The organism is Kitasatospora sp. NPDC057738 (assembly GCF_042798815.1).
GTDB lineage: Bacteria > Actinomycetota > Actinomycetes > Streptomycetales > Streptomycetaceae > Kitasatospora > Kitasatospora lactacystinica.
The window spans coordinates 70,116-92,067 of record NZ_JBHVJT010000033.1; the positions used below are offsets into that span (position 1 = coordinate 70,116).

A 21,952-nucleotide genomic window follows, 5' to 3' on the forward strand; every position below is an offset into this window, starting at 1 on the left:
GGCTACTTCTCCTGGTTCTCGGCGAGACCCTCACGGGTGTCGCTGTTCTTAGATCCGTCACCCTCGTCGCCGGGGGCGGCGGAGAGTCCCTGCAGAGCCGCCCACCGGGGGTCGACGGCATCGTGGTGGTGCGCCGGGTCGTCGCTCAGGCGCGCTCCGCACTCGGAGCACAGGCCCAGGCAGTCTTCCTGGCACACCGGCTGCAGCGGCAGTGCGAGCACCACCGCGTCACGCAGCACCGGCCGGAGGTCGAAGAAGTCGCCCTCCAGACGGTAAGTCTCATCTTCCGAGTCCTCTTCGAGGTCCTCGGCCCCGGCGGTCCGGGCGCGGTGGCGCTCGTCGGACTCCGGGTAGTAGTACAGCTCCTGGAAGTCCACGTCGATGTCGAACTCGACGGGCTCCAGGCACCGGACGCACTCGCCCTCGACCCGGGTCTCGGCGGTGCCGGTGACCAGCACGCCCTCGACCACGGACTCCAGGCGGAGCTCCAGCTCGATCGGGCTCTTCTCCGGCACGCCGATCACGTCGATGATCCCGAAGCCCTCCGGGGCCTCCAGGGTCCGGCTCACCTTGCGCATCGAGCCCGGACGCCGACCGAGCTCGTGCGTGTCGAACACGAGGGGGTCGCGGTGGTCGAGGCGGTTCACGGTGTCCTGACTTCCATAGGAATCCAACGAAGCGTCCCCATACAAGTCGGCGCTGCGAGGGCAAGCCAACGGCCGGACATGGGGAGGCCGGAGTGGTCAGACTACCGGAGTCTCCCGTCAGGCCCAACTTCGGTCCCGTCGGGAGACTCCCCCGCGGCCGTGCCGGGGCCGGTTCAGCGGCCTCCGAGCTCCCGCAGCCTGGTCATGTCGATCATGCTGGTGTCGAAGAAGCTGGTCTCGTCCAGACCCTGCCCCTGCGCCTGGCCCTGGCCCTGCTGCTGGCCCTGCTGCTGGTGCGGCACGGCCGGCGGGGTGGCCGGAGGCTGGGGGTAGGCGTAGCCCTCGTACGGCTGCGCGGCGTAGCCCTGCTGCTGCTGGGGATATCCGTAGCCGCCCTGCTGCTGGTCCGGGTAGCCCTGCTGCTGGTAGCCGTCCTGCTGTCCGCCCCACTGGGCGTTGTACGGGTCGCCCTGGCCGGCCGGGTCGTAGCCGCCGCCGTACACCTCGGCGTACTGCCCGCCGGGCTGCTGGGAGGCCGCGTACTGGTCGGTGCCGGGGGCCTGCCAGCCGGCCGCGGCCGGGGTCTGCTCCGGCCAGGCCTGCTGCTGCGGGACGTCCTCGCGGTACCAGGCGATGTCCCCGCCGTCGGGGTCGTGGGCGAAGCCCGCCGCCACCGCCTCGGCCCGCTCCTTGGCCTCCTGGGCCTGGTCGGCGGCGGCCAGGTAGGCGCCCAGCTCGTCGATGGGCCGCTTGCCGAGCAGCTTGTCCCGGCCCTTGCCGACCGCCTCCAGGGTGGCGCCGAGCACGTTCTCCAGGGTGGCGAGCTTCACGTCGACGTACTCGTCCACCTCGGGGCTCGGGCTGATCCGCTGCGGGCGGAACTCCTCGCCGTCGCCCTCGCCCTCGGACTCGGTCTCGAAGACGCTGGAGTCGCCGCGCAGCTTGGTGCGGCCGCGGCCGACCGCGCCGAGCGTCTTGGTCAGCACGACCTCGAAGTTGGCGAGCTTGCTGTCCACGTAGTCGTCGGCCTCGGCCCGCTTGGCGTCGACCTCGGCGCGCGCCTCGGCGAGGATCCGGTCGGCCTGGGCCTGGGCCTGGCGGACCACCTCGGTGTCCGAGATCAGCGAGCCGCGCTCGGCGTGCGCGCCCTGGATGATCCGCTCGGCCTCGGCCTGGGCACCCGCCACCACCTGCTCGTGGTCGGCCATCACCGACTGGGCCTGGGCGAGTTCGGCGGGCAGGGCCGACCTGAGGTTGTTGAGCAGGCCGATCAGCTCGGCCCGGTTCACCACGCAGGAGGCCGACATCGGCATCGAGCGGGCGTTCTCGACCGCCGCCACGATCTCGTCGACCTTGTTCTGCACGTCCACGGGGCTTCGTCTTTCCGTGTGCCGCCGACGGTCCGGCGGAGGCAGGCCCGACGCGGTGAACCTCACCGCGGGGCAGGAGTACAGACTGTACGGCCCCTGCCGGGCGGGGTCACAACGCCTGCGCCGAACCGGTCTGCCGCCCGCGGGACAATCCATGACGAACCGGCAGAAGCGGACAGACGGCGCCTACTGCTCGGCCTTGCGCTCCGCGATCCGCTCCACCAGTTGGCGGTGCACCGTCTCCGGCAGCAGGTGCGAGACGTCGCCGCCGTACGAGGCGACCTCCTTGACCAGCGTCGAGGAGAGGAAGCTGTAGGTCGGCGAGGTCGGCACGAACAGCGTCTCCACCCCGGTCAGGCCGTGGTTCATCTGCGCCATCTGGAGCTCGTAGTCGAAGTCGCTGACCGCGCGCAGGCCCTTGATGATCGCGGGGATGTTGCGCTCCCGGCAGAAGTCCACCAGCAGGCCGTGGTGCGACTCGACCACCAGGTTCCCGAAGCCCGCGGTGACCTCCTCGATCAGGCCGATCCGCTCCTCGACGGTGAACATGCCCTGCTTGTTCCGGTTGATCAGGACCGCGACATGCACCACGTCGTACAGCTTCGAGGCCCGCCCGATGATGTCGAGGTGACCGTTGGTGATCGGGTCGAACGAACCAGGACAGACGGCTCGGCGCATGGCGTGTGTGCTCCCTCGTGGGGTGACGGCTGCTGCGGGCCGCGGCCCGCTACTTCTGCTCACCGGCCGCGGCGGCGGCGCGACCGTACCAGAGCGTGCCCTCGCCGTAGCGGCGGGAGCGCAGTTCCTCGAAACCCCCGGGCCAGTCGAACCCACCGCCGCGGGTGCTGCGCTCCACGGTGACGAGTGCGTCGTCCGCGAGCCAGCCCCCGGCCAGGAGTGTGATCAGCATCTCGCGGACCTCCTCGTCCGTCACCACGTACGGCGGGTCGAGGAAGACCAGGTCGTACGGGCTCTGGGGGGGCGGGCCGGCGATCACCTTCTCCGCCCTGGCGGCCCGCACCTCGGCCCCGGGCAGGCCGATCGTCCGGACGTTCTCCCGGATCACCCGGGCCGCCTGGCCGTCCGCCTCGACCAGCAGGACGTGCTCGGCGCCGCGCGACAGCGCCTCCAGTCCGACCGCGCCCGATCCGCCGAACAGGTCCAGCATCCGGATCCCGTGCAGGGTGCCGCGCAGCGCCTCCAGGGTGGAGAACATCGCCTCGCGGGCCTTGTCGGAGGTCGGGCGGGTGCCCCGGCCGGGCGGTACGGCCAGTCGGCGGCCGCCGGCCGCCCCGGCGATCACGCGGGTCATGGTGGTGGGAGGTCCTTTCGTCGCTGCCCGACCACGCTATACGGCGCAGGCCCCGCCGGGCTTACCGGCGGGGCCTGCGGGGAGCACGGGTCAGCTCGCCTCGGAGCCCGCCGCCTGGGGCGGCAGGGCCGCGCCGAGCAGGGCCGGCGAGGCGTAGCGGGACCAGGACAGGCAGCCGTCGGGCGGGCAGAACTCGGGGCGGCGCGGGTCGTGCCCGAGCTCGCGCAGCTTGGTCCGGACGGAGTCGGGCGTGCGGCCGAACCGGGCGGCGATCCGGGCGATCGTCTCGCCGTCGTGGAAGCGCCGGACCAGTTCCTCCTCGTGCTGCGGCACCCAGGGGGCGCCGTGGCCGGGGTACAGCTCGCGCAGCACGTCGCGGTCGGGGATGGGCTCGGAGACGTCGGCGACGATCGCCAGCGCCCGCAGCGCGCGGTTGAGCGCGATCCGCAGCGAGGCGACGTCCTCGACCGGCAGGCGGAGCTTGCCCGAGGCGAGCGGTGCGGCGGCCGCCCCCTCGCGCCAGCCGGTCAGGGTGAGGGTGACCTCGCGGTCGTCGTCGCTGGCGAGTTCGATCCGGAAGACCTTGTCGCCCAGCGGGAGCTCGTTGAGATGACGGAATGCCATGGCATGACCCCCAAGTGTCGTGCCAGGTACGCACCTTGGAGGTGCGTCCTGAACAACTCCATTCTCTCCCGGGGGTCTGACAATCCGACCCTCGAAGGACCGCTCAGCCCTTCTCCATGTAGGCCGCGCGGTCCTCGTCGAGCAGGCTCTCCAGCGCGGTGCGCAGCTCCGGGTGGGCGGCCAGGTCCGGGTCCTCGGCGACCAGCCGGGTGGCCTCGGTGCGGGCGGTGAGGATGACCTCCTCGTCCTCCAGCACCGAGAGCACCTTGAGCGAGGACTTCACCCCGGACTGGGCCTGGCCCAGCACGTCGCCCTCGCGGCGCTGTTCGAGGTCGATCCGGGACAGCTCGAAGCCGTCCAGGGTGCCCGCCACCGCGTCCAGCCGGGCCCGCGCGGCGCTGCCCCCGGGCATGTCGCTGACCAGCAGGCACAGGCCCGGCGCGCTGCCGCGGCCGACCCGGCCGCGCAGCTGGTGGAGCTGGGAGACGCCGAAGCGGTCGGCGTCCATGATGACCATCGCGGTGGAGTTGGGGACGTTGACGCCGACCTCGATCACCGTGGTGGCGACCAGCACGTCCACCTCGCCGGCCGTGAACCGGCGCATCACCTCGTCCTTGGCCTCGGGCGCGAGCCGGCCGTGCAGGATCTCCACCCGCAGGCCGCTCAGCGGGCCCTTCGCCAGCTTCTCGGCCGTCTCCACCACCGAGAGCGGGGGCCGCCGTTCGTCGCTCGCCGCGCCTCCGTCGCCGCCCTCGTCGCCGACCTCCTCGAAGTCCTCTTCCGCGGCCTTGCGGCGCTTCTTCCCCGGGCCCGCCGCCGGCTCCTCGTCCCCGATCCGGGGGCAGACCACGTACGCCTGGTGGCCCTTGGCGACCTCCTCGCGGACCCGCTCCCAGGCCCGGGTGAGGAAGTTGGGCTTCTCCAGCGCCGGGACGACATGGGTGGAGATCGGCGAGCGGCCGGCCGGCAGCTGGTCCAGGACGGAGGTCTCCAGGTCCCCGAAGACCGTCATCGCGACGGTGCGCGGGATCGGGGTGGCCGTCATCACCAGCAGGTGCGGCGGCTGCTCGCCCTTGGCGCGCAGCGCGTCCCGCTGCTCGACGCCGAAGCGGTGCTGCTCGTCCACCACGACCAGGCCGAGGTCCTGGAACTGCACCTTGTCCTCGATCAGCGCGTGGGTGCCGATGGCGATCCCGGCGTCCCCGCAGGCCATGTCGAGCAGCGCCTGCCGGCGGGCGGGGACACCCATCGAGCCGGTCAGCAGCACCACCCGGGTGCCGAGGTCGGAGCCGCCGAGCATACCGCCCTCGGCGAGGTCCCCCATCATCTCGACGATCGAGCGGTGGTGCTGCTGGGCGAGCACCTCGGTGGGCGCCAGCAGCACCGCCTGGCCGCCCGCGTCCACCACGGCGAGCATGGCGCGCAGCGCGACCAGGGTCTTCCCGGAGCCGACCTCGCCCTGGAGCAGCCGGTGCATCGGGTGGTCGGTGGCGAGGTCGGCGGCGATCTCGGCGCAGACGGACCGCTGGCCCTCGGTGAGGGTGAACGGCAGCCGGGCGTCGAAGGCGTCCAGCAGGCCGCCCTCGCGGGCCCGGCGCGGCTTGGCGGGCAGGGCGGAGTCGGCGGCCCGGCGCTGCGCGAGGGCGACCTGGAGCACGAAGGCCTCGTCCCAGCGCAGCCGGCTCTGGGCGCGCTCGCGGTCGGCGTGGCCGCGCGGGCGGTGGATCAGTTCCAGCGCCTCGGGCAGCGGGATCAGGTCGTGCCGCTCGCGCAGTTCGGCGGGCAGCGGCTCGCCGACGTCGCCGAGGTGCTTGGTGAGCGCGGTCTCGATGCAGATCGACAGCTTCCAGCTGGGCATCTGCGCGCTGGCGCCGTACACCGGGATGAGCCGGCCGGCGAACTGCCGCGCGGCGTCCGATCCCGTGTCCTCGTCGAGCAGCTGGTAGTCCGGCGAGACCAGCTGGCGGGTCCGGTTGAAGACCCCGACCTTTCCGGCGAACAGGCCCTGGGCGCCGGCCTTGAGCTCCTTCTGCCGCCAGCCCTGGTTGAAGAAGACCAGCGAGAGCCGGCTGCGGCCGTCGGTGACCACGACCTCCAGCCGGTCGCCCTTGCGGCCGCGGAACGGGATCAGGGTGACCTTCTCGATCCGGGCCAGCACGGTGACGTGCTCGTCGACCTCCAGCTCGTCCAGGCTGGTGAGCTGGCCGCGTTCGACGTAGCGGCGCGGATAGTGGTGCAGCAAGTCCCCGACCGTGCGCAGCTTGAGACTGTCGGCGAGCACCTTCGCGGTGCGGTCGCCGACGAGCTTGGTCAGTGGTTCATCGAGAGCGCCCATCAGGCCCCTGTTTACACCAAGGGGCGGACAGAACGGCGGCTACTCCACCCCGATGAGCAGCGGCGCCGGTTCCTGCCCGCCGTGGAAGACCACCGCGTCCACCTCGGGCCGGCGGTGCCGCACGTGGGCGACCAGCCGCTCGGCCAGCGCCTCCTCGGTGCCCTCGCCGAGGATCAGGGTGACGAGTTCGCCGCCCGCCCCGAGCATCCGGTCCAGCACGCTCTCGCCGACCTCGGCCAGCCCGGCGCCGATCACCGCGACGTCGCCGTCGATCAGCCCGAGCACGTCCCCGGCCTGGCAGACCCCGGCCATCGTCCAGGACTCCCCCTCGGCGACGGCCAGTTCCGCGTACCGGGTGGCCCCGGCGGCGGAGGTCATGGCGACCACGTCCTCGTCGAAGCGGCGGCCGCCCTCGTGCACCGCGAGCGCCGCCAGTCCCTGCACCGGCGAGCGGGTGGGCAGGACGGCGATCCGCACCCCCTCCTCGCGCAGCTGGTCGGCGGCGGCGCCGGCGGCGGCCCGCAGCTCCGGGTCGTTCAGCAGCAGGACGACCTCGCGGGCGGCCGAGCGGCGCACCGCGGCGGCGAGTTCGGCGCTGGCCGGCGGGCGGTCCGGGTCGGCGTGCAGGACGACGGCGCCGGCCTGTTCGCAGAGCTCGGCCAGGCCCTCGCCGGAGACCACCGAGAGCACCGCCCGGGCCCGCTCCTCGCGCTCGCCGGGCTCGGCGACGGTGCCGGAGCGGGCGGCGGCCTCGGCGAAGTGGGTGATCCGGATCTGGTGCGGGCGCCCGGCCCCGACGCCGGCCTCCACGGCGGCGCCCGCGTCGTCCACGTGGACGTGCACGTTCCACAGGCCGTCGCCGCCGCCGACCACCAGGGAGTCGCCGAGCTCGCCGAGCCGCTCGCGCAGCGCGGGCAGCGCCTCGTCGGGGGCGTCCAGCAGGTAGATGACCTCGAAGGCGGGGTGGCCGGGGCCGGGCGGCCGCAGGTGCGTCTCGCAGCTCTCGACGGCCCGGACGTCCCCGCGCAGCGCGACCGGCCCCATCGGCTGCTGCCCGGCGACGGCGTCGGCGAGCGCGCCGAGGACGGCCACCAGGCCGCGCCCGCCGGCGTCCACGACCCCGTTCTCGGCCAGCACGGCGAGCTGCTCGGGGGTGTGCCGCAGTGCGTCCCGGGCGGCCCGGTGGGCGGTGTCGGCGACCTGCGCGAGCCCGTCCCCGGCCCGGACGGCCTCCCGGGCGGCGACCCGGGCGACGGTCAGCAGGGTCCCCTCGACGGGCTCCGCGACGGCCTGGTACGCGGAGTCGGCGGCCCGTTGCAGGGCGGCCCGCAGCTGGTCGGCGCCGCCGCCCTCGGCGAGCGTCTCGGCGGTCCCGCGCAGCCACTGGGCGAGGATCACCCCGGAGTTCCCGCGGGCGCCGACCAGCGCGCCGCGGGCCATCGCCCGGACCGTGTCCGCCAGCCCGGGGGCCGTCCCGACGGCGGGGTCGGCGAAGCGGCTCTCCACCTCGGCGGCGGCGGACTCGACGGTCAGATAGAGGTTGGTGCCGGTGTCGCCGTCCGGGACGGGGTAGACGTTGAGCGCGTCGATCTCCTCGCGGGCCTGGCCGAGCGCCCGCAGGGCGAGCTGGCACCAGGTGCGCACGGCCGGGGCGTCGAGCGTGTGCAGCACCAGGTCTCCTCCGGATGGGACGCCGCGGTGGCCCGAGGGGCGGCGGCGAGGGGTGATACCGGCAGGTTATCGGGGGGCGGGCGGGGCCGTCCGGGCCGACGACCGGAGCGATCACTCGGCCGGTCATGGTAGTTTCGTGGGACGGAAGCAAGCGTTGTATGCTCTTCCGGTTGCCTGGAACCGTCCAGGCTCACCCCCTCGTCCGGTCTGGTCCACGCGAGTGTTCTGGTGGTCGAGCGGGGTTTTCGAAAGTATCTGATCTGAAGTCTTGGAGTGACTCCTGTGGCTGCCAACTGCGACGTCTGCGGCAAGGGGCCGGGCTTCGGCAACAGCATCTCCCACTCTCACCGCCGTACCCCCCGTCGTTGGAACCCCAACATCCAGACGGTGCGCGCTGTGATTGGGCGGACGCCGAAGCGGCTCAACGTCTGCACCTCGTGCATCAAGGCCGGTAAGGTCTCGCGCTGACGCGCAGACCGGCAAGCCGGTCCTCCAGTGAGCCGGTTCATCCTCGGATGAGCCGGCTTCACTGTTTCCGTGGCCGGCTCTGCCGTTTTCCGGACCCACCGACAGTGGGCGGACTCCTCCCAGGAGCCCGCCCACTGTCGTCTTCCGGGGTCCTCAGCGCCAGCGCCAGGCGTGGTCGACCGGGCCGATGCCGGCGCCCAGGGCGAAGCCCCCGGCGATCGCGCCGGTGATGTACTCCTTGGCCGAGGCCACCGCCCGCGGCAGCGGCTCGCCCTTGGCCAGTCCGGCCGCGATCGCGCTGGCCAGGGTGCAGCCGGTGCCGTGGGTGTGCCGGTTGTCGTAGCGGGGCGCCCGGAACCAGTGCACCTCGCCGGGTCCGCCGTACAGCAGGTCGGCGGCCTCGCCCGGCAGGTGGCCGCCCTTGACCAGCGCCCAGCGCGGCCCGAGGTCGACCAGCGCCCTGGCGGCGTCCAGCATCTGCGACTCGTCCTCGACGGTCAGCCCGGTGAGCTGGGTCACCTCGTGCAGGTTGGGGGTGGCCAGGGTGGCGACCGGCAGCAGCTTCTCGCGGACGGTGGCGACGGCCTCGGCGACCAGCAGCGCGTCCCCGTGCTTGGAGACCCCGACCGGGTCGACCACCACCGGGGCGTCCACCCCGGCCAGCAGCTCGGCGACGGTCTCGACGAGTTCGACCGAGGCGAGCATGCCGGTCTTCACGGCCTGCACCCCGATGTCGTCCACCACGCTGCGGAACTGCGCCCGGACCGCTTCCGCGGGCAGCTCCCAGTAGCCCTGGACGCCGAGCGAGTTCTGCGCGGTGACGGCGGTGATCACGCTCATGCCGTGGACGCCGAGGGCGAGCATCGCCTTGAGGTCGGCCTGGATTCCGGCGCCGCCGCCGGAGTCGGAGCCGGCGACGGTGAGCACCCGGGGAGGCGCGAGGCGGGCGGTGGCGTCGGAGGGGCCGTGCGAAGCGCTTCGGCCGGGGGCGGGGGTGGGAGACGGGAGGGCCATGGGCCCCAACCTACCGGCGCGCTCTCAGAGCACCGCCTCGGACTCCGCCCAGCGGTCCTTCGGCACCGTCTTCAGCCTGGTCACCGCGTCGCCGATCGGCAGCAGTTCGATGCCGGTCCGGCGCAGCGCGGTGAAGTGTCCGAACGCCCCCTGCTGGACGGCCTCCACCGCGTGCCAGCCGAACCGGGTGGCGAGCACCCGGTCCCGGGCGGTCGGGGTGCCGCCGCGCTGGACGTGGCCGAGGATGACCGGGCGGGCCTCCTTGCCGAGCAGGTTCTCCAGCTCGTGGGCGAGCCGGTTGCCGATCCCGCCGAAGGTCCGGTGGCCGTACTGGTCGACCTCGCCGTGGTCGAAGCGCATGGTGCCGGGCAGCGGGGAGGCGCCCTCGGCGACGGCGATGATGGCGAACTTCTTGCCGCGCGCGAAGCGGTCCTCGATTATCCGGGCCACCGCCTCGATGTCGAAGGGCTTCTCCGGGATCAGGATGCCGTGCGCACCGCCCGCCATGCCCGCGGTGAGGGTGATCCAGCCGGTGTGCCGGCCCATCAACTCGACCACCATGACGCGCTGGTGGGACTCGGCGGTGGTCTTCAGCCGGTCGATCGCCTCGGTCGCGACGTGCACGGCTGTGTCGAAGCCGAAGGTCACGTCGGTGGCGTCGATGTCGTTGTCGATGGTCTTCGGCACCCCGACCACGGGCAGTCCGGCGTCGCTGAACAGCTTGGCGGCGGTCAGCGTGCCCTCCCCGCCGATCGCGATCAGCGCGTCGATGCCGATCTCCCGGGCCAGCGTCTTGGCGTTCTCGACCGCCCAGGCGATCCGGTCCCGCCGCACCCGGGCCGAGCCCAGGATGGTGCCGCCGAGGGTGAGCAGGCCGGTGACGTCGTCGTGCGAGACCGTCCTGGTGCGGCCCTCGATCAGTCCGAGGAAGCCGTCCAGGATGCCGACGATCTCGTGTCCGTGGACGTCGGTGCCCCGGTGCACCACGGAGCGGATCACCGCGTTGAGGCCGGGGCAGTCGCCGCCGCTGGTCAGTACACCGATGCGCATGTCTGGTGTGCTCCCGCTCGCAGTGGGTCGGGCCACCCGCGCCGTGCGGGTGGGCTGGGGTGTCGCAAGCCTACGCACAACGCACCCTCGACACCCGTTCCCAGCGCACCGGAGCGTCACGCGCCGCCCGCCGTACGGGGATCGGCGCGGACCGCCCGCCGGGGCCCGCCTCCCGGGCCCCCGCCGGGGCCGGCGCGATCCGGGGGCGGGCCCTACTCGGCGAAGTGGTCCCAGCCGCCCACCCGGTCCCAGGGGGCGCCGTCCACCGTGACCCGGCCGCTGCGGCTGCCCGTCGGGCGGCCGGTCACCTCGCCCACCACCCGCCAGCGGGCCGGGAGTTGGACCCCGCGCGGGAAGGTGGCCACGATCGCGTGGTCCTCGCCGCCGGAGAGCACCCAGACCAACGGGTCCACGCCGACCGCCTGGCCGATGTCGGCCATCTGCGCCGGGACGTCGAAGTCGGCGGCCTTCAGGTCGATGTCCACCTCGCTGGCCCGGGCCACGTGGCCGAGGTCGGCGACCAGCCCGTCGCTCACGTCGATCATCGAGGTCGCGCCCAGCTCGGCCGCCGCCGGGCCCGCGTGGTACGGCGGTTCGGGCCGGCGGTGCGCCTCGACGAAGGCGCGCGGGGAGCGGAAGCCGCGCTGGAGCACGGTCAGGCCGGCGGCCGACCAGCCGAGCCAGCCGGTCACCGCGACCACGTCGCCGACCTGCGCACCGGAGCGGGTCACCGCCGCACGCCCCTGGAGGTCCCCGAGCGCCGTGATGGCCAGCATGACGGTGTCGCCGCGCACCACGTCGCCGCCGACCACCGTCGCCCCGGCCACCTGGCACTCGTCGCGCAGCCCGTCCATCAACTCGGTGGCCCAGGTGGTCGGCAGGTCCGCGGGAGTGACCAGACCGAGCAGTATCGCGGTCGGCACCGCCCCCATCGCGGCCACGTCGGCGAGGTTCTGGGCGGCGGCCTTGCGGCCCACGTCGTAGGCGGTGGACCAGTCCCGGCGGAAGTGCCGGTTCTCGATCAGGACGTCCGTGGTCGCCACCACCCGGCCGTCCGGAGCCCGTACCACCGCGGCGTCGTCACCCGGGCCGAGGTCGACCGCGTCGGTGAGCGGTACCCGGGCGGTCAGCTCCCTGATGAGGCCGAACTCGCCGAGCTCGCCCACGGTCCCCTGCATCTGCCGTCCTCTCGCGTTTCCATCCGTCTTCGGCCCCCGTCGCGCTCCCCCGCGCGCAGCGTACGCCCTTCCGGGGCCTCGGGGTCTCCCCTCCCCGGCCCGCTGCGAGGTAGCGTGGTGATCAGACTGCCGGTGAGCCCACCCACCCATGCGCCTGACCGGGCGATCACGGCGGCGATCCCCCCTCAACCGGCCGCCGGGAGGTCCCCGTGGTACAGGCATACATCCTGATCCAGACCGAGGTTGGCAAGGCCACCGCCGTGGCCCGGACCATCGCCGAGGTCCCCGGCGTACTCACCGCCGAGGACGTCACCGGCCCCTACGACGTGATCGTCAAGGCCGAGGCCGAGACGGTGGACGAACTGGGCCGACTGGTGGTGGCCCGGGTCCAGAAGGTCGAGGGCATCACCCGCACCCTCACCTGCCCGGTGGTGCACCTGTAGGCCGGTGCACCGGTGCGCCCGGGCCCCGGTGGCCCGGCGCACCGGCACGTCCGGCCACCCGGGCCCCGGTTACCATCGGCGGGTGGCCAGAGAACTCCGCGTCCCCGAGGCGCTGACCGCCCTGCCGGCCCCGGTCCGCTGGCTGGCCCTGCCCGTCGCCCTGACCTGCACCGTCGTGGCGCTGGTCGGCAGCTGGGGGCCGGCCGACCCGAAGGTCGAGGTCCCGCAGCCGGGCGGCCGGGCGGCCGGGTACTGCCGGTCGCTGGCCGCCGCGCTGCCGGCCGACCTGCTCGGGCACGCCCGCAACGACCCGTCGCCCGCCTCCCCGTACGTGGCCGCCTGGGGCGATTCCCCCCGGACGGTGCTGCGCTGCGGCATCGACCGGCCGGAGGAGCTGGACGGCGACCACGCCGCGGACTGGTCCCCGAGCGTCGACGGCGTCACCTGGTGGTCGCAGAAGCTCGCCGACGGCGGCTACCGCTTCGTGACGACCATGCGCGCCGCCTACGTCGAGGTGACCGTCCCGGCCGGGGCCGCGCAGAACCCCTTCGACCCGGCGGCCGCCCTGACCGGCGCGGTCAAGGCCAACGTCCCGGGCTGAGCCCGGCGGCGGGAGCCGCGCCCCGGGGGACGCACCGAGGGCGGGCCGGGAGCTCCCCGGCCCGCCCTCCGCGGCAGGACCCGCTAGCGCAGCCCGGTCGAGCGGCGCAGCGCCGTCCCGAGCAGCCGGTCGATCAGCTCCGGGTACGCGACCCCGCTGGCCTCCCACATCTTCGGGTAGGCCGAGATCGGGGTGAAGCCGGGCATGGTGTTGATCTCGTTGATCATCCAGGTGCCGTCCTCCAGCAGGAAGAAGTCCACCCGGGCCAGGCCCTCGCAGCCGAGCGCCTCGAAGGCCTCGACCGCCTGGCGCCGGATCTCGGCGAGCTCCTCGGCGGTCAGGTCCGCCGGGATCTTCACGTCCGAGGAGTCGATGTACTTGGCCTCGAAGTCGTAGAAGTCGAAGCCCTCGCCGACCAGGATCTCGCCGGCCACGCTGGCCCGCGGGCCGTCCTCGAACTCCAGCACGCCGCACTCGATCTCGCGGCCGGTCACGCCGGCCTCGATGATGAGCTTGGGGTCGTGCCGGCGGGCCTCCTCGATCGCGGCGTCGAGGTCGGCCAGGTCCTTCACCTTGGTGATGCCGATGCTGGAGCCGGCCCGGCAGGGCTTCACGAACAGCGGCAGACCCAGCTCGGCGGCCCGCTCGCGCACCGCCGCGCGGCCCGCCTCGGACTCCCAGTCGCGCGGCCGCACGATGGTGTAGCGGCCGACGTTCAGGCCGTGCGAGGCCAGGATCCGCTTGGCGAACTCCTTGTCCATGCCGGCCGCGCTCGCCAGCACGCCGTTGCCGACGTACGGGACGCCGGAGAGCTCCAGCAGGCCCTGGAGCGTGCCGTCCTCGCCCCACGGGCCGTGCAGCAGCGGGAACACCACGTCGACCTCGCCGAGGGCCTTGGGGGCGCTGCCCGGCTCGGTCAGGACCACCTCGCGGCTGCCCGGGGAGACCGGCAGCGCGACCTGGCCGTCGACGCCCTCGGCGACGTGCGCCACGTCCGGCAGCCGCCCGTCGGTGATGGCCATCCGGGCCGGCTCGTCGCTGGTCAGCGCCCAGCGGCCCTCGTGCGTGATGCCGATCGGCAGCACGTCGTACTTGTCGCGGTCGATCGCCCTGAGCACACTGCCCGCGGTGGAGACCGAGATCGCGTGCTCGGAGCTGCGCCCGCCGAAGACCAGCGCGACGCGCGGCTTCCGGTCGGGCCGGTTCGGGGAGGACTGTTCGATGCTCATATCGGGTTTGAGACTACCGTGCGAGGCCCTGCCGGAAGGCAGGCACCACCGGGGAGTCGGCGGTCCCGCGGGGGCCGGGCGGGCGCCGCGGCCCCGGGCCGCGGCCCGCCGGACTCAGCGCCGCTCGGCCTTCGCCGAACGCGACATCAGCGTCTGCAGCGCCTCCTGGGTCGGCCGCCCGTTGTGCACCACGTCCACCACGGCCTCGACGATCGGCATGTCGACCCCGTTGCGCCGGGCCAGGTCCAGGACCGACTCGCAGGACTTGACGCCCTCGGCGGTCTGCCGGGTGGCCGCGATGGTCTCCGCGAGCGACATGCCCCGGCCCAGGTTCATCCCGAAGGTGTTGTTGCGCGACAGCGGCGAGGAGCAGGTGGCCACCAGGTCGCCCATCCCGGCGAGTCCGGCGAAGGTGTGCGGGTCCGCGCCCAGCACCTCGCCGAGCCGGGTGGTCTCGGCCAGCCCTCGGGTGATCAGGGTCGCCTTGGTGTTGTCCCCGAGTCCCATGCCGGCCGCCATGCCGACCGCCAGGCCGATCACGTTCTTGACCGCGCCGCCGAGTTCGCAGCCCACCACGTCGGTGTTGGTGTACGGCCGGAAGTACGGCGTGTGGCAGGCCGCCTGGAGCCGCTTGGCGACCGCCTCGTCGGAGCAGGCGACCACGCTGGCCGCGGGCTGCCGGTTGGCGATCTCCTTGGCCAGGTTGGGCCCGCTGACCACCGCGACGCGCTCCGGGCCGACCCCGGTGACCTCGTCGATCACCTCGCTCATCCGCTTGGCGGTGCCGAGTTCGATGCCCTTCATCAGGCTCACCAGCACGGTCTGCGGCTCGATCAGCGGCGTCCAGGCGGCCAGGTTGTCGCGCAGCGTCTGCGAGGGCACCACGAGCACCGCGAAGTCGGCGCCGGCCAGCGCCTCGGCGGCGTCGGTGGTCGCCCGCACGGTGTCGGGCAGCCGGACGCCCGGGAGGTAGTCCGGGTTCTCGTGGGTGGAGTTGACGGCGTCCACCAGCTCCTGGCGGCGGGCCCACAGCACGACCTCGCAGCCCGCGTCGGCGAGCACCAGCGCGAACGCGGTGCCCCAGGAGCCGGTCCCCATCACGGCGCAACGGATCACTTGCCGGCCTCCTCGGTGCCCTTGCCCCGCTCGCCCTTGGCGCGCCGGCGCTCGGCCAGCGCCGCCGCGGCACGCTCCCGGGCGGCCCTGCGCATGTCGTAGCGCTCGGCGGGCGGTTCCTCGCCGCGGACCTCCGCCAGCACGGCGGTGATCGCCGTCATGATGTCCTCGGTGGCGTCGGCGAGCACCTGGGCGGTGAGTTCCTGCCCCCGGTACTTGCTCAGGTCCACCGCGGGCCCGGCCGCGACGGTGACCCGGTGCCGCGGGAACAGGTTGAACCTGCCCTTCCCGAGACCGGGCCGGCCGTACGGCGGGATGATCTCGTGGGCGCCCCAGTGCGCGACCGGGATGACCGGCGCACCGGTCATCAGCGCGACCCGGGCGACACCGCTCTTGCCGGTCATCGGCCACAGGTCCGGGTCCCGGGTGAGCGTGCCCTCCGGGTAGAACTGCACGCACTGGCCGCTGTTGACCGCGTCGATCGCGGCCCGGAACGCCTGCGCGGCGTCGGTGGACTCGCGGAACACGGGAATCTGACCGGTTTTGCGCAGCATGAATCCGATGAAGGGGACCGAGAACAGCGAGGACTTGCCGAGAATGCGCGGCGGACGTCCGCTGTTGTACTGCCAGTGCGCGTAGATCACCGGATCGATGATCGAATTGTGGTTCACCGCGGCGATGAAGCCGCCGTTCTTCGGAATGTGCTCCCAGCCCCGCCAGTCGGGCTTCACCAGGGCGGTCGTCACCGGCTTCACCAGCACGGCCGCGAAGCGGTACCAGATGCCGTAGTCGGCGTTGCCGAACTTGGCGTACGAGCGGCGGGCCACCCCAGCTCCTTCTCATCCGATGCGGCACGGATTACCGCGGTCATGGCGTCCCGGTGCCGCGCACCGATTCCACCGGTGCCCGGGCCACGGGCGCGGAACAGTGTCGCCCGCCCGATCACCGGCTGTCGAGCAACCGCGCCAACCCGCCCGGCGGGCGTGATCAAACGCACGTCCGCACAGCTCGGACGGCCTGGCGAGGGCTCCGGGACCGGCGCCAGAATGACGCCGATGACCCAGGACACCGTACGCCCCAGCGGGGCCGTCGCGCCCCCCGCACCCACCGCCGGCTGGTCGCTGGTGCTTCCGCTCAAGCCGCTCACCATGGCGAAGAGCAGACTGGCGCCGTACGCCGGACCGCACCGGGCCGACCTGGCCCTGTCCTTCGCCCTGGACACCGTCACCGCCGCCCTGGCCACCCCCGGGGTCGGCCGGGTCCTGGTGGTCACCCGCGACGCCGCGGCCGGCGCCCGGCTGACCGCGCTCGGCGCCCTGGTGGTCGCCGACGAGCCCGACGGAGGCCTCAACCGGGCGCTGGCGCACGGCGCCGAGCGCGCCCTGGCCCTGGCCCCGCGGGCCCCGCTGGCGGTGCTCTCGGCGGACCTCCCGGCGCTGCGTCCGGCCGAACTGGCCCGGGTGCTGGGCGCGGTGCCGGCGGACGGCCGGGCCTTCCTGCCTGACACCCCCGGCCTCGGCACCACGCTGCTCGCCTGCGCCCCCGGCCGTCCGCTCTCCCCCGCCTTCGGGGACGGCTCACGGGCCCGGCACGCGGCCGGCGGGGCGCTCGAACTGCGCCTCGCGGACGTGGAGTCGGTGCGCCGGGACGTGGACACCGGGACGGACCTCGGCGAGGCCGCGGCGCTCGGCCTCGGACCGCACACCAGCGCGCTGTTCGCCCGGCTGAGCCTTTCCTGAGCCCTCCCGGCCGCCGCCCGGGCACCGCCCGGAGCCGCCCCGGCGCGTCCCGGCCCGGGCGTCGACCTGCTCCCGGGCCGGGGCCGGCCCGCTCGCTATGCTGCTCGCATGCAGGCCACCTCGTTCACCTTCGACCCCGCCACCCGGGCCGGCTCCGTGCTGCTCGACGACGGGACCCCGGTGCCGTTCGACGCGGCCGCCTTCGACGCCGGCGGCCTGCGGCTGCTGCGCCCCGGCCAGCGGGTGCGGATCCGCACCGAGGGCACCGGCGAGGCCCGCCGGGTGGTCTTCGTGACGCTCCAGACCTTCCCGGACCCCGCCGAGGGCTGACGGCCCCGTCCGGCGCCGTCGGGCCCGGCCGGACCGGCCCGCGGGCCATCCCGCCGCACCGCCCGGAACTCCCCCGCGCCGCCGCACGCCGTCGATTCCTGACTAAGCGCCCGGAAATCGAAAGAGCCGCGGCGACCCGTCTCCGCGAATTCACGGAAGGGGGTGCCGCGGCTCTGAGCCGAAGGCCGTCCTGGGACGGTCGCGCGGGACTTACTTGGCAGAGGTCTTGCGCGCGGTGGTCTTGCGGGTGGCGGTCTTCTTCGCCGGCGCCGTCTTCTTGGCCGTGGCGGTCGCCTTCTTGGCGGTGGCCGTGGTCTTCTTGGCGGCGGCCGTGGTGGTCGCCTTCTTCGCCGCGGCCGTCTTCTTGGTCGCGGCGGCCTTGGTCGCGGTCGCCGTGGTCTTCTTCGCGGCGGTGGTCTTCGCGGCCGTGGTCTTGGCGGCGGTGGCCTTGACGGCCGTGGTCTTCGCGGCGGTCTTCTTGGCGGTCGCCGTGGTCTTCTTGGCGGCGGCCGTGGTGGTCGCCTTCTTGACGGCGGCCGTGGTGGCCGTCTTCTTGGCGGCGGCCTTCTTGGCGGCCGGGGCGGCGGCGGCAGCAGCGGCGGCGCGCTTGGTGGCGGCACGCTTGGCGGCCGGGGTGGCGGCCACGCCGCTCTTGCCCGGGGTGAGGGAGCCCTTGGGGGCCTTCTTCACCGAGGGGCCTTCCTTCGGCAGCTTCTTGCTGCCGCTGACCAGGTCCTTGAAGCCCTGACCCGGACGGAAGCGCGGGACCGAGGTCTTCTTGACCTTGACCCGCTCGCCGGTCTGCGGGTTGCGGGCGAAGCGCGCGGAGCGCTCCACCTTCTCGAAGGTGCCGAACCCGGTGACCGAGACCCGGTCACCGGCCACAACGGCACGGACCATGGTGTCGAGCACTGCGTCGACGGCCTCTGCGGCAGCCTTGCGACCGCCCAGCTGCTCGGCCACCGCTTCGACAAGCTGAGCCTTGTTCACGTCTTCCCCTTCGGAAACGGGCGCCGGATGATTCCATCCGTTCTTTTCGCACGTTAGGTATGTATCTGCGGACTTTCAATTACCAAACGCGCGAATCACCCTAGTGTCGCAATGGATTTGCGCGTCGGCGACCTCAGTCGAGCGGCGGGGGCCGCTCGTCGAGGTCATGTACAAAGCGACTCAACCGCCTTGCCGCCTCCGGAAGATCGCGCTTGGCGGCCTCGGTGACGATGAGGAGTTGACGGGTGAGAGCGGTCTTTGCATCGGCAGACACGTTCAGCGCATGCACGCGGGCGTGAGCTTGCTTCAACCGCTCGGCCACAAGCGCGTAGAGCGCTGCGACTTCCTGGTCGTCCGGCCCCTCAGCTGGTGCGGAGGTGACGTCCGGCCGATCGTCAATTCGGCGTTCGGATGGCCGGCCCATGGAGTCCTCAGCCGCGGGTTCGCCGCCCGCGTACGGAGGTTCATGGTGCCGGTGCATGTACTGATTGTGCCATCTACCCGCAGTTGTACTTGCGCGGGCCCCTCTTCCGCAAAGCCAAATGGGCAATCCGGGGCGGGCCGCGGCGCTAACTCGTGCTCCGGAACGACGGATGGCCCGGCCCCCCCGAGGGGGGCACGGGCCATCCGGTGGATCGTCAGAATGCTTGTTCTGAGGGGAACTCAGGCGACCGGCAGAGTACGGGGCTTGAAGGCCGGACGGGTCTCCTCGAAGGCCGCGATGTCGGCCTCGTTCCGCAGGGTGATGCTGATGTCGTCCAGGCCGTTGAGCAGCCGCCACCGGACGTTGTCGTCCAGTTCGAAGGCCGCGACGACGCCCTCGGCACGCACTTCGCGCGCCTCCAGGTCAACGGTGATCTCGGCCGAAGGGTCACTCTCCGTGAGCGCCCAGAGCCGTTCCACGGTCTCCTGCGGCAGGACGACCGTCAGCAGGCCGTTCTTCAGGGAGTTGCCCCGGAAGATGTCGGCGAAGCGCGACGAGACGACCGCGTGGAAGCCGTAGTTCTGGAGCGCCCAGACGGCGTGCTCCCGGGAGGAGCCGGTGCCGAACTCGGGGCCGGCCACCAGGACCGTGGCGCCCTGCCGCTCGGGCCGGTTGAGGATGAACGACTCGTCCTTGCGCCAGGCCTCGAACAGGCCGCCCTCGAAACCGGATCGGGTGACCTTCTTGAGCCAGTGGGCCGGGATGATCTGGTCGGTGTCCACGTTGCTGCGGCGCAGCGGCACGGCCCGGCCGGTGTGGGTGGTGAACTTCTCCATGGCTCAGGCCTCCACGGCAGCGACGTCGGCGGACAGGTCGGAGGGGGCGGCGAGACGGCCCAGGACGGCGGTCGCGGCGGCGACCTGCGGGGAGACCAGGTGGGTACGGCCGCCCTTGCCCTGCCGGCCCTCGAAGTTGCGGTTCGAGGTGGAGGCGCAGCGCTCCCCCGGGGCGAGCTGGTCGGGGTTCATGCCCAGGCACATCGAGCAGCCCGCGTGGCGCCACTCGGCACCGGCCGCGGTGAACACCTTGTCCAGGCCCTCCTCGACGGCCTGGAGGGCGACCCGGACGGAGCCGGGGACCACCAGCATCCGGACGCCGTCGGCGACCCGGCGGCCCTCCACGACGGCCGCGGCGGCCCGCAGGTCCTCGATCCGGCCGTTGGTGCAGGAGCCGACGAAGACGGCGTCGACCTTCACCTCGCGCAGCGGGGTGCCGGCCTCCAGGCCCATGTACGCCAGGGCGTTCTCGGCGGCCAGGCGCTCCTGCGGGTCGGCGAAGGACGCCGGGTCCGGCACCTCGGCGCCCAGCGGGGCGCCCTGGCCCGGGTTGGTGCCCCAGGTGACGAACGGGGTCAGCTCGCTCGCGTCGATGAAGATCTCGTGGTCGAAGACCGCGTCCTCGTCGGTGCCCAGGGTCCTCCAGTACGCGACGGCGGCGTCCCAGTCCTCGCCCTGCGGGGCGTGCGGGCGGCCCTGGAGGTACGCGAAGGTGGTCTCGTCCGGGGCGATCATGCCCGCCCGGGCGCCGGCCTCGATCGACATGTTGCAGACGGTCATCCGGGCCTCCATGGACAGGCTCCGGATCGCCGAACCGCGGTACTCCAGGACGTAGCCCTGGCCGCCGCCGGTGCCGATCTTCGTGATGACGGCCAGGATCAGGTCCTTGGCGGTGACGCCCTCGGGCAGCTCGCCCTCGACGGTGATCGCCATCGTCCGGAACGGCGCCAGCGGCAGGGTCTGGGTGGCCAGCACGTGCTCGACCTGGCTGGTGCCGATGCCGAACGCCAGTGCGCCGAAAGCGCCGTGGGTCGAGGTGTGGGAGTCACCGCAGACCACGGTCATGCCGGGCTGGGTCAGGCCGAGCTGCGGGCCGACGACGTGCACGACGCCCTGCTCGACGTCGCCGAGCGAGTGGATCCGGACGCCGAACTCGGCGGCGTTCCTGCGCAGGGTCTCCAACTGCACCCTGGAGACCGGGTCGGCGATCGGCTTGTCGATGTCCAGGGTGGGGGTGTTGTGGTCCTCGGTGGCGATCGTCAGATCGGTGCGGCGGACCGTGCGGCCGGCCAGCCGCAGCCCGTCGAAGGCCTGCGGGCTGGTGACCTCGTGGAGCAGGTGCAGGTCGATGAAGAGGAGGTCGGGTTCGCCCTCCGCGCGCCGCACGACGTGGTCGTCCCAGACCTTCTCTGCGAGTGTCCGTCCCATCGGATTCCCTCCAGCCGGCCGCGTTGCCGGCCTTCTCGTGTCGTCGAGGTCAAAGCGTGTGCGCCGCCCTGAGACTCCCGGGCCGCTCCCGTCCAGAGTGGCGCTTTTCGCCGGAGATTGAACTTGTGTCTCGCGGAGTGAGACCGCAGTCTTAGCGCATGGACAGCGCTCCGCCCCCGTCCGCCGCCGGGCGGCAGGACCCCGCGGAAAGCCCGAAGGGCCCCGTGGAAAGCCGGAAGGGCCCCGCTCGGAACGGAGCGGGGCCCTTCGGGGCATTTCCGGGGAAAGCAAAAAGACCCCGGGGACCGGGGTCTTTCCAATTTCTGGCTGGGGTACCAGGACTCGAACCTAGACTAAATGAACCAGAATCACTCGTGCTGCCAATTACACCATACCCCAACACAAAGCAAGGGCCGATGGGCGAGCCCACCGGCTTCCTGCTCTGAAGTACCCCCGACCGGATTCGAACCGGCGCTACTGCCGTGAGAGGGCAGCGTGCTAGGCCGCTACACAACGGGGGCTTCCTGGCGATCCCTTGCGGGATCAGTACCCCCGACCGGATTCGAACCGGCGCTACTGCCGTGAGAGGGCAGCGTGCTAGGCCGCTACACAACGGGGGCTTTCCAGGTGATCCCTTGCGGGATCAGTACCCCCGACCGGATTCGAACCGGCGCTACTGCCGTGAGAGGGCAGCGTGCTAGGCCGCTACACAACGGGGGCTTGATCTTCTTTTGTGGTGCTGTACTCACGTACTGCGCTGGGGTACCAGGACTCGAACCTAGACTAAATGAACCAGAATCACTCGTGCTGCCAATTACACCATACCCCACCAGAGTTGAACCCTCGCGGGCCCTTCTCAGGCGTTGCGCCTCTCGGTCGGTCCCTTCCGAGGGGCTTTCGTTCCCTCGTCCGTTCCCTCCCGGGCGGCGCAGAAAGAACATTACCCGACGTCGGCCCCGGGTCCAAAATCGATAACCCCAGGCAGCGGCCGGGAGGCCTGCGGACGGCCTCCGGGTACGCCGCGGGGCCGGCACGAAAACGGGCCCCCCGCCCTCTCCGCGCCCCCCCCCAGCGGACCGCCGGGCGTCCCGGGTGGCCCCCCGCCCCCACCACGTCTCCCGGTTTCCCCACAACTCCCTCGACCCTA

22 protein-coding genes and 5 tRNA genes are annotated in these 21,952 nt (G+C 72.8%); 5 read left to right on the forward strand and 22 right to left on the reverse strand.

Annotation, left to right across the window (positions count from 1 at the left end; all coding sequences use genetic code 11):
• Positions 1–2: 2 nt before the first annotated feature.
• The 7 genes from ACFVGO_RS19575 to ACFVGO_RS19605 form a co-directional block, all read right to left on the reverse strand.
• Positions 3–647, reverse strand: coding sequence for a YceD family protein (locus ACFVGO_RS19575; protein WP_380633089.1), 645 nt, complete (start codon positions 645–647; stop codon positions 3–5).
• 173 nt (positions 648–820) lie between these two features.
• Positions 821–2,017, reverse strand: coding sequence for an ATP synthase F0 subunit B (locus ACFVGO_RS19580; RefSeq protein ID WP_380633091.1), 1,197 nt, complete (start codon positions 2,015–2,017; stop codon positions 821–823).
• 186 nt (positions 2,018–2,203) lie between these two features.
• The gene (gene coaD, locus ACFVGO_RS19585; RefSeq protein ID WP_359900561.1) at positions 2,204–2,695 is read right to left on the reverse strand and encodes a pantetheine-phosphate adenylyltransferase; all 492 of its coding nucleotides are present in this window, start codon (positions 2,693–2,695) and stop codon (positions 2,204–2,206) included.
• A gap of 49 nt (positions 2,696–2,744) precedes the next feature.
• Positions 2,745–3,329 carry a 16S rRNA (guanine(966)-N(2))-methyltransferase RsmD gene (rsmD, locus tag ACFVGO_RS19590; RefSeq protein WP_359900559.1) on the reverse strand — a complete coding sequence of 195 codons (585 nt, stop codon included), beginning with the start codon at positions 3,327–3,329 and terminating at the stop codon, positions 2,745–2,747.
• Positions 3,330–3,419: 90 nt separating this feature from the next.
• Entirely contained in the window at positions 3,420–3,953 is a 534-nt protein-coding gene (locus ACFVGO_RS19595; protein ID WP_359900557.1) for a hypothetical protein, read from the reverse strand.
• 103 nt (positions 3,954–4,056) lie between these two features.
• Positions 4,057–6,288: an ATP-dependent DNA helicase RecG gene (gene recG / locus ACFVGO_RS19600; protein WP_380633093.1), complete on the reverse strand. Its 2,232-nt coding sequence runs from the start codon at positions 6,286–6,288 to the stop codon at positions 4,057–4,059.
• A gap of 39 nt (positions 6,289–6,327) precedes the next feature.
• The gene (locus tag ACFVGO_RS19605) at positions 6,328–7,959 is read right to left on the reverse strand and encodes a DAK2 domain-containing protein (protein WP_359900553.1); all 1,632 of its coding nucleotides are present in this window, start codon (positions 7,957–7,959) and stop codon (positions 6,328–6,330) included.
• A gap of 282 nt (positions 7,960–8,241) precedes the next feature.
• Between ACFVGO_RS19605 and rpmB the strand changes: the two genes are divergently transcribed.
• The gene (gene rpmB, locus ACFVGO_RS19610) at positions 8,242–8,427 is read left to right on the forward strand and encodes a 50S ribosomal protein L28 (protein WP_014138233.1); all 186 of its coding nucleotides are present in this window, start codon (positions 8,242–8,244) and stop codon (positions 8,425–8,427) included.
• Between the two features lie 153 nt (positions 8,428–8,580).
• On the opposite strand, the gene thiD is transcribed toward rpmB, so the two are convergent.
• The 3 genes from thiD to ACFVGO_RS19625 all read right to left on the reverse strand — a co-directional run bounded on the left by thiD (position 8,581) and on the right by ACFVGO_RS19625 (position 11,669).
• Positions 8,581–9,441 carry a bifunctional hydroxymethylpyrimidine kinase/phosphomethylpyrimidine kinase gene (gene thiD / locus ACFVGO_RS19615; RefSeq protein ID WP_380354206.1) on the reverse strand — a complete coding sequence of 287 codons (861 nt, stop codon included), beginning with the start codon at positions 9,439–9,441 and terminating at the stop codon, positions 8,581–8,583.
• A 24-nt stretch (positions 9,442–9,465) separates the two neighbouring features.
• On the reverse strand, positions 9,466–10,491 hold the full coding sequence (locus ACFVGO_RS19620) for an ATP-dependent 6-phosphofructokinase (RefSeq protein WP_359900549.1): 1,026 nt from the start codon (positions 10,489–10,491) through the stop codon (positions 9,466–9,468).
• A gap of 212 nt (positions 10,492–10,703) precedes the next feature.
• The gene (locus ACFVGO_RS19625; RefSeq protein ID WP_359900547.1) at positions 10,704–11,669 is read right to left on the reverse strand and encodes a thiamine-phosphate kinase; all 966 of its coding nucleotides are present in this window, start codon (positions 11,667–11,669) and stop codon (positions 10,704–10,706) included.
• Positions 11,670–11,878: 209 nt separating this feature from the next.
• Here ACFVGO_RS19625 and ACFVGO_RS19630 point away from each other — a divergent pair, with 209 nt between their 5' ends.
• Positions 11,879–12,112 carry an Lrp/AsnC ligand binding domain-containing protein gene (locus tag ACFVGO_RS19630; protein WP_359900545.1) on the forward strand — a complete coding sequence of 78 codons (234 nt, stop codon included), beginning with the start codon at positions 11,879–11,881 and terminating at the stop codon, positions 12,110–12,112.
• Positions 12,113–12,194: 82 nt separating this feature from the next.
• Positions 12,195–12,713 (forward strand): DUF3515 family protein, encoded by a 519-nt coding sequence (locus ACFVGO_RS19635; RefSeq protein ID WP_359900543.1) that lies wholly within the window; start codon positions 12,195–12,197, stop codon positions 12,711–12,713.
• 83 nt (positions 12,714–12,796) lie between these two features.
• Here the strand turns inward: ACFVGO_RS19635 and ACFVGO_RS19640 are convergent, their stop codons facing one another.
• From ACFVGO_RS19640 to ACFVGO_RS19650, 3 genes are all read right to left on the reverse strand, one after another.
• Entirely contained in the window at positions 12,797–13,942 is a 1,146-nt protein-coding gene (locus ACFVGO_RS19640; protein WP_359900542.1) for a D-alanine--D-alanine ligase family protein, read from the reverse strand.
• Positions 13,943–14,056: 114 nt separating this feature from the next.
• Positions 14,057–15,040, reverse strand: a complete 984-nt coding sequence (locus ACFVGO_RS19645; RefSeq protein WP_359900678.1) for an NAD(P)H-dependent glycerol-3-phosphate dehydrogenase — start codon at positions 15,038–15,040, stop codon at positions 14,057–14,059.
• Between the two features lie 14 nt (positions 15,041–15,054).
• Positions 15,055–15,885 (reverse strand): lysophospholipid acyltransferase family protein, encoded by an 831-nt coding sequence (locus ACFVGO_RS19650; RefSeq protein WP_359900540.1) that lies wholly within the window; start codon positions 15,883–15,885, stop codon positions 15,055–15,057.
• A gap of 228 nt (positions 15,886–16,113) precedes the next feature.
• Between ACFVGO_RS19650 and cofC the strand changes: the two genes are divergently transcribed.
• Both cofC and ACFVGO_RS19660 read left to right on the forward strand, forming a co-directional pair.
• Positions 16,114–16,797, forward strand: a complete 684-nt coding sequence (gene cofC / locus ACFVGO_RS19655; protein ID WP_359900538.1) for a 2-phospho-L-lactate guanylyltransferase — start codon at positions 16,114–16,116, stop codon at positions 16,795–16,797.
• Between the two features lie 108 nt (positions 16,798–16,905).
• Positions 16,906–17,127, forward strand: coding sequence for a hypothetical protein (locus ACFVGO_RS19660; RefSeq protein ID WP_359900536.1), 222 nt, complete (start codon positions 16,906–16,908; stop codon positions 17,125–17,127).
• A 210-nt stretch (positions 17,128–17,337) separates the two neighbouring features.
• On the opposite strand, the gene ACFVGO_RS19665 is transcribed toward ACFVGO_RS19660, so the two are convergent.
• The 9 genes from ACFVGO_RS19665 to ACFVGO_RS19705 all read right to left on the reverse strand — a co-directional run bounded on the left by ACFVGO_RS19665 (position 17,338) and on the right by ACFVGO_RS19705 (position 21,634).
• Complete coding sequence (locus ACFVGO_RS19665) at positions 17,338–18,117, reverse strand: HU family DNA-binding protein (protein ID WP_359900534.1); 780 nt, start codon at positions 18,115–18,117, stop codon at positions 17,338–17,340.
• Between the two features lie 133 nt (positions 18,118–18,250).
• Positions 18,251–18,598, reverse strand: coding sequence for a hypothetical protein (locus ACFVGO_RS19670; protein ID WP_380354200.1), 348 nt, complete (start codon positions 18,596–18,598; stop codon positions 18,251–18,253).
• A 182-nt stretch (positions 18,599–18,780) separates the two neighbouring features.
• A complete protein-coding gene (gene leuD, locus ACFVGO_RS19675) occupies positions 18,781–19,377 on the reverse strand; it encodes a 3-isopropylmalate dehydratase small subunit (protein WP_359900532.1) in 597 nt (198 codons plus the stop codon).
• 3 nt (positions 19,378–19,380) lie between these two features.
• Positions 19,381–20,805: a 3-isopropylmalate dehydratase large subunit gene (leuC, locus tag ACFVGO_RS19680; protein WP_359900530.1), complete on the reverse strand. Its 1,425-nt coding sequence runs from the start codon at positions 20,803–20,805 to the stop codon at positions 19,381–19,383.
• 324 nt (positions 20,806–21,129) lie between these two features.
• Positions 21,130–21,204: transfer RNA gene (locus ACFVGO_RS19685), tRNA-Gln, on the reverse strand.
• A gap of 49 nt (positions 21,205–21,253) precedes the next feature.
• Positions 21,254–21,326 (reverse strand) — tRNA-Glu (locus ACFVGO_RS19690).
• Between the two features lie 26 nt (positions 21,327–21,352).
• Positions 21,353–21,425, reverse strand: a tRNA-Glu gene (locus ACFVGO_RS19695).
• Between the two features lie 27 nt (positions 21,426–21,452).
• Positions 21,453–21,525, reverse strand: a tRNA-Glu gene (locus ACFVGO_RS19700).
• A 37-nt stretch (positions 21,526–21,562) separates the two neighbouring features.
• Positions 21,563–21,634, reverse strand: a tRNA-Gln gene (locus ACFVGO_RS19705).
• Between the last annotated feature and the right edge of the window lie 318 nt (positions 21,635–21,952).